Here is a 7,115-nt window from a genome sequence, read left to right as displayed (position 1 = left end):
GATTAGACCTTGCACAGCTTCACCACTCCCATCGCGGGTAACCGCACCGTATCGGGTTTTAGCACCAATGCGAACATCGGCTACATCCCCAACACGCACTGGCGTGTTATCTCTGGACCTGATGACAGTGTTACGCACATCTTCCACGCTGCGAATACTACCCTCCACTCTAACCAGTAAAGTCTCTTCACTTTCAATCAGACGCCCCGCTCCATCATTGCGATTGTTAGATGCCAGAGATTGCTGCAAACTGGATATACTTACTCCTCGCGCATTCATTCGCTGATTATCAGGGATTACTTCAAAACTTCGTACCAGCCCCCCAAGCGCATTGACATCTGCGACACCATCGACTGTACGTAATGCCGGCCGAATAACCCAGTCCAGCAAAGAGCGGCGTTCTATTAAACTTAAATCGCCACCTTCAATAGTAAACATATACATTTCTCCCAAAGGAGAAGTCAGTGGCGCAATTCCGCCACTGATGTCCGAAGGTAAATCGTCCCAAATAGCATTCAAGCGTTCTGCGACTTGCTGTCGAGCCCAGTACACATCAGTGCCGTCGCCGAAATCGACTGTAATATCACTTAACCCGTATTTGGCCAGCGATCGCAACATCACCTGGTTGGGAATACCCAGCATTTCCACTTCAATGGGAGCGGTAATGCGCGCTTCAACTTCTTCGGGAGTCATTCCGGGTGCTTTGATGATAATTTTTACCTGAGGGGATGATATATCGGGAAATGCATCAATGGGTAAGTCCCGGAACGCTATGAGCCCTCCTCCCACTAATACCGCAACGAGCAACAAAAAGAAGATACGCTGAGTCAGGGCAAACTGAATCAAACGCTCCAGCATTATTCACCGCCTCCGATGCCCATCCACGCAGCTTTAATCGCTGCTAATCCGCTGATAGCCACCCGTTCGCTAGTACTGAGCGCGCCGCCACTAATAACAGTGTAGTTAGCCTGTTTACCAACAACCTCTACTTGCCTGGGTTCAAAGCCGGCCGGAATATGCACGAATACAAAATATTGATTGCTACTTCGCACTATAGCAGTAGAGGGAACGCGAAACCTGGCCTGTGTTGTCGCCAGTTTTAATCTCAGTTGAACAAATTGTCCTGGATGCAAACAAACACCGCGATCGTCACCACTGACTTCTGCACGCACCAGTAATGTCTGGCTTTCAGGATTTACATTTTTACCAATCAATGTGACGTTGGCGCTGACACCAGGACAGGGCGTCTCAACAGCTGTCCCTACTGCAATACCCTGCATACGGTCAACCGGTACTTTTATCTCCAGCCACAGCGGTTCGAGTTTAGCTATTCTGTACAGTGGCTGGGCGGTGTCGACACGTTGACCGGTTTTAGCGATGGCTTCTAATACAACTCCACTGATGGGGGCTGTGACTTTTAAGTTGCTGGATAATGAACGGGTTTTTTCCAATGTCTGGATGTCGGACTGGCTCATGCCCGCCAATTTTAGTGTTTGTTTTTTTTCATTAACGGTTGCCAATGTCTGTTCATATTGACCTTTCGTTTCCAGGTAGCGTCGTTCTGCAATAATCCCTTCCTTAAACAACGTTTCATCGCGTATAAAGTTGGTTTTAACCAGGTTCGCATCAGTTAGGGCCTGCAAAAACTCCCGCTGCAAACTCACCAGGCCCGGGCTTTCCAGTTCCGCCAATACCTGCCCTTTATTCACATCATCGCTAAGTGCTGATTGCATGCTGACAATTAACCCAGCATAAGGAGCGCTAACCACCCGTTCCTGTTGCGGCGGAATAACGACCTGTCCGGGTAAGCGGTCTGTTGTTAAGCTACTGGCAGCCTCGACGGGTGCTAATGTAATCCCCAATTGCCGTATTTGTTGTTGAGAAACTATGATTTCATGTGAAGCATATGCCACAGAGGCAATTACCTGGCAAATAACTATTAACCAATGAAGTTTATTCATGGCATCACTCCGGCCGCCTGATTAAAACGGGATATGGCTCGCTGGCGCATTATTTTCAGTTGCTTTTCATTGCGCTCCGCAGTAAAAGCAGCGCTCTGGATTTGCAATAAGCGCACTAAATCAGTTTCACCCGCAGAAAAAGCAATATTCGCCAGACGTAAATTTTCCTGGGCTATGCTGTTAAGTCTTTCCTCAAGTTCGAGACGTTCATCGAGAGCCGCGAGTTCCTGCCGGGCAGCAAAAAATTTACTGTTAAGTTGTTGCATCAAAGACTGACGTTGCGTCTGTAATTCTGCGACTACTTTGTCCTGTGACACGATCTGAGGTTTGGAATAAGTATGCCTGCCGAATGGAACGCTCAAGCCCAGTGCGATTGCATTATTATATTCTGTATTCGCATCACCACGTTCTCGTCGCGCACCCAGGAATAGATTCGTGTTATCACCGACCGTTTTTAATGTGGTTTCATATTCTGCCCTGGCCTGTTGAATTAGCAGATCTAATTCTCTTAACAGGGGATGCTCTAACGGCAAGCTCTCTGCTTCTGAGCGTTGTTCGAATCGCTGCCGTGGCAATTGAGTGTACCCGGTTATCAGGTGGTAGTCATTTAATGCAGTTCGCAAGTCAGCTACTGCCTGAACGAGTGCAGATTTTTTATGTAGCGTATGTGTTTGTGCCAACAATAAATCGGTCCTGGCTAATTCGCCTAATTCAACACGCCTCGATACATTTTGTTCCAGGGTCTCAGCCGTCTGTTTTTCTTTTTCTGCGAGAATCTCGTCATTTTTTAAAAGCGAGGCATTCCACATTAATTCCCGCACTTTCCCCGCTACGATTAATCGTAATGATGCTTCTGATTGTAGTAACAATGATTGACTGATGGATGCCAGTTGCTGCTCAGTACCGCGTTGTCCAATCCGCCATAATGGTAGTTCAATCCCGGCTTCATATTCACGATACCCCTCATCGCTACCAACCTGGTCACTCTTAACACTTATATCTAATGACGGTGGACCAGGCAACAGGCTGCGACTGCGATCCTGTTGTGCCGATACCTGCCTGGCGTTTGCTTTAAGAATCAGTTGTTGTTGGTGCCGTTGGTAAGCTGCATCGATCGCTTCGCGTAGCGTGGGTCTAAATCCCTTTTCTTCGGACACGTTTACGGGTTGTGCGAACAGGAAACTTGATTGAGCCAGCAACGTAATACTCGCGGAAAATATCAAGACTTTAGTTAAGTATGTCTCTGAGATTAAATTCATTGTGTCCTTAAATATCTTGTGCACATCGTTTAAGCATGGAATAGCACCAGTCGCTTTTTCTCCCAGAATGTCCACAGCCCAATAAAGTCTCCAAATTCCAAAGAATATTTTTATGCAACCAACACCATTTTTTGTTAGTTATTTTTGTATTACTTTTTGCAACTTTATGTATTTGAAACTTTTTTTACTTGATTTCTGTCATTAAAAGTCCTTTTCCATGCAAATTAACTACAATACATATGCATGGCCGGGTATATCAGATTCCCTGCAAAATCAAATATATTAAGCAGCATACACTCGGTTTAACGCCTGGCGAGTCAATATGGGTCCTACGATTTCAAAAAAGGCAGTCGTACCTATAGCGACTGACAATAATATCTGGTGATACTCCGGAAATCGTTTCGATGCGACAAGCGCCATACCGATGGCAACACCTGCGCTTTCACTATTGATGTTTCTTTCCTGATTCCATTTGCGGCGGGCAATTTTATTTATATTGGTGCCTCTGACCTGATTCCTGAAATTAAGGAACACGAAAACCTGTCGACAAACATACAAAACTTCCTGGCTTTTTTTCTGGGTATTTCGCTAATGCTAATAATCAAGTTTTTGCCTGAATCCTGAAATTGCAAATCTAATATCGCGTATTGCCAGACACCCTGTACTGTGATTTAACAAAGCCTGATCCAAAATGAAAAATCCATAAATCTCACCTCTATAATACTTGAATTATACATCATATCTTTTTGATTATTATACTTTTATTGCTATTTACACAAAATCATATAGCTAGCAATTTGACTCAAGAATTTTATCGAATAATCCGATAAGTTCTTATGATCCAAAGATTATTAAATTTCTGCATTCAAAATTTCTCAGTTTTTCAAGTTACGCGATACGCCCTGTTATGTTGCTAACAATTTTAAAATTCTAAGTAACTATTCACTATGACATCAAAGGCGTTTATCACATCAAAAAAATACGTACTGTTCGTCACGCTCATGTTGTTCGCGGCAGTGATGCTTCTCGTATGGGTTGCACTCATACGTATTAATGACTTTCACGCCTATCATCAATCAACCGCAAAACACGCGACGGCCAGTGTGGCGGTGGAAGTATCCCAGTTTGTCGCGGAAAAAAAACGCCTGGTTGAATTGTTTGGCCAACAAAAACTGAATTTAATCCAGCGCTTTGTCAGAAAGCCAGACGATGAGCAGCTCTATAATGAATTAGAAGAACAAATTGCCACCTACTTTCCGAATTACATTGCGTTCACCGTGGCAAATTCAAGCGGTGCCACCTATTTTGAAGATTTCGATGGCTTCGTCGGTGAGTATTGTAAAGATGATATTAAACATTTCGCAAAAACAGAATTCTACCATCCACGAATCCATCCAAATCCAGAGGCTTACCATTTCGACATCATGGCCTCCTTAGGCGAAGGTGCTAACAATGGAATACTGTTAATAAGTTTTGATGCTGACATATTCAAAGGCCTGTTAAAAAGCTCCCAGGCATTGGGGCATGACCTCATGTTGGTTTACCCGGAATTAAAATCATTGATTGAAGTTACATCTACAGGGGCAAGAAATCACCTGGATCGCAATAATTACCAACTTACTGCACAGGAAAAAGATCGAATTCTTTTTCAATCCCCGGTAACTGGAACCGTATGGCATGCCACTGACTTACATAAGCCATACCTTTTTAAACAATATAATAAAAATATAATCATACAGTCGTTGATCATATCACTGGTCTTTGCCACCATTGGTTTTTTTACTGTTATCGTCATTAGAAAAGAAGAAAAGCGCAGGGAAAAAAGCGAAAACAACCTGGTCATCGCCAAGGAACAGGCTGACATTGCAAATAGAACTAAATCAGAATTTCTCGCCAACATGAGTCATGAATTACGAACACCACTAAACGCCATCATTGGATACAGCGAAATGCTGGAAGAAGATGCAATTGATGGTGGCTTCACGGACCTTGCTCCAGACCTCGGTCAGATAAAACATGCAGGTAGACATCTGCTATCACTGATTAATGAAATACTTGACCTGTCGAAAATCGAAGCTGGGCAAATGGAACTTTATCTGGAAGTCTTTGATCTAAATGCGCTCATTGAAGAAGTGGTTGTCACTGTGCAACCGCTCGTTGAAAAGAACCACAACCAGTTAACAGTGCAATATGATGATGAGCTCGGCAACGTACGTTCAGACATAACAAAAATACGGCAAATAGTATTTAATCTGATTAGCAATGCATCCAAGTTTACTGAAAACGGAGATATTTTCGTTAAATTAAAAAAACAGGACATGGATGGGCAGGTATTCGTCCAGATTGATGTAGAAGACACTGGCATTGGAATGACTAACGATCAAATTGAGCACATTTTCCAGCCGTTCTCGCAAGCAGATGGCTCTACCACACGGAAATATGGTGGCACCGGACTCGGACTAGCAATAACGCAGCGTTTTTGTACTATGCTTGGTGGTGAAATAAGTGTCACAAGCGAATCGGGCAAAGGCACAACATTTTCCGTATGGCTCGACACAAATGTTGCAGATAAGTCTGCGACACACGAGTACGCTGGACAAACTATCGTTAAATCAACAAAACGTTGTCTGCAAACGCCCGCAATTGGGGACGAACGACGTAAAACCGTAAGCACAGTACTGGTTATTGATGACGATCCTAACATATGCAATCTCGTAACACGCTACTTGCACAAAGAAGGTTTTAATATCGTAACCGCACCAAATGGAAGAGAAGGATTGTTACTGGCAAAACAAATCAAGCCTAGTGTAATAACATTAGATGTGATGATGCCTGGAATGGACGGCTGGGCTACATTAAAGCAGCTTAAATCCGATCCGGAAATCAAACACATCCCCGTCGCAATGCTGACTCAACTCGACGAGCGCGGTCTCGGATTTTCTCTCGGGGCTGACGATTACCTGTTTAAGCCGATAAACTGGGATATCCTGGGCGCAGCAGTAAAAAAATGGGTTCGTAAAAAACACCACGGCCCGATAATGATTGTTACTGATAAAATACTTTTACAGCAGCAATTGCAAGCAGCGCTTGAACAACAAGGCTACCGCGCCACGACGGTGGAAACTGGCGAGCTTGCCATACAAACTATCCAGCAACACCCCGCTTCTCTCATTATTATAGAACTAAAACACGACAACGCTGAAATCTATGACCTAATAAAACAGTTGAAGGCCAACGAACAAACTGCTGCAATACCCTTAGTAGCCTTAGCCGGCACTGAATTGAACGATAAAGATAAAGAATGGTTAGCAAAGGAATCCATATCCAGCGTTGTCATTGAGAACATTGAAGAACAGGAACAGTTGCTCAACAAGATACGCGCCTTACTTGAACCCAAAAAATCCCGACACCAGGCTGCATAACGTAAAACCTGAAACCTGTTCAGGCCGATTTTTCAATCACTCTCACACTGTTTCGCGTTTCAAAACCAGAATATAACACCGCTGCGAATACCATAATCGGGCGCCGCAACATTCAACCCTGCCATTCCATCGATATACACTGCGGTTTTCTGGTTAAACAAATAAAACCAGTCCACACCAAGTCTTACGAGATCTGAACGTCCTACCAGGATGGCAGAATTATAGTGTATAGTAAGTCGTCAGTCCGGCTTGCTGAAACTTGTTGTTTAAGCAACATCTTGTTGAAACTATAGTGTTTCGTTAGTAATAATCGGATAATCCTTTCAGGAGATTGTTTGATCAAAAGGCACCCACTAATCATTATTGTCATTTCCAGACAATCGTCAAACGCTTAAAAATAATATCTTGCTCGCAATTCGAATTTTCGATCGTTTTGTTTTTCCCCAAACTCAGTGTACTGATCGCCTTCCAGG

At 43.7% G+C, this 7,115-nt stretch carries 6 protein-coding genes; 2 read left to right on the top strand and 4 right to left on the bottom strand.

The window, feature by feature from the left end; genetic code table 11:
- The 4 genes from ACWVCM_RS03545 to ACWVCM_RS03530 form a co-directional block, all read right to left on the bottom strand.
- The coding region (locus ACWVCM_RS03545; protein ID WP_455200330.1) for an efflux RND transporter permease subunit at window positions 1–858 on the bottom strand (858 nt) is incomplete at its 3' end.
- The gene (locus tag ACWVCM_RS03540) at window positions 858–1,961 is read right to left on the bottom strand and encodes an efflux RND transporter periplasmic adaptor subunit (protein ID WP_455200329.1); all 1,104 of its coding nucleotides are present in this window, start codon (window positions 1,959–1,961) and stop codon (window positions 858–860) included. The genes ACWVCM_RS03540 and ACWVCM_RS03545, both read right to left, overlap by 1 nt.
- Window positions 1,958–3,220, bottom strand: coding sequence for a TolC family protein (locus tag ACWVCM_RS03535; RefSeq protein WP_455200328.1), 1,263 nt, complete (start codon window positions 3,218–3,220; stop codon window positions 1,958–1,960). The genes ACWVCM_RS03540 and ACWVCM_RS03535 overlap by 4 nt, the downstream gene beginning before the upstream one ends.
- Before the next feature lie 282 nt (window positions 3,221–3,502).
- Window positions 3,503–3,754, bottom strand: a complete 252-nt coding sequence (locus tag ACWVCM_RS03530; protein WP_455200332.1) for a hypothetical protein — start codon at window positions 3,752–3,754, stop codon at window positions 3,503–3,505.
- Between ACWVCM_RS03530 and ACWVCM_RS03525 the strand changes: the two genes are divergently transcribed.
- Window positions 3,683–3,844 (top strand): ZIP family metal transporter, encoded by a 162-nt coding sequence (locus ACWVCM_RS03525; protein WP_455200331.1) that lies wholly within the window; start codon window positions 3,683–3,685, stop codon window positions 3,842–3,844. The two genes, ACWVCM_RS03530 and ACWVCM_RS03525, sit on opposite strands and share 72 nt — an antisense overlap.
- A 323-nt stretch (window positions 3,845–4,167) precedes the next feature.
- Window positions 4,168–6,642, top strand: coding sequence for a response regulator (locus tag ACWVCM_RS03520; protein WP_455200327.1), 2,475 nt, complete (start codon window positions 4,168–4,170; stop codon window positions 6,640–6,642).
- The last annotated feature ends 473 nt before the right edge of the window (window positions 6,643–7,115 follow it).

The sequence above is a fragment of the Kaarinaea lacus genome (assembly GCF_975902315.1).
This window is presented reverse-complemented; position numbering and strand designations above follow the sequence as displayed.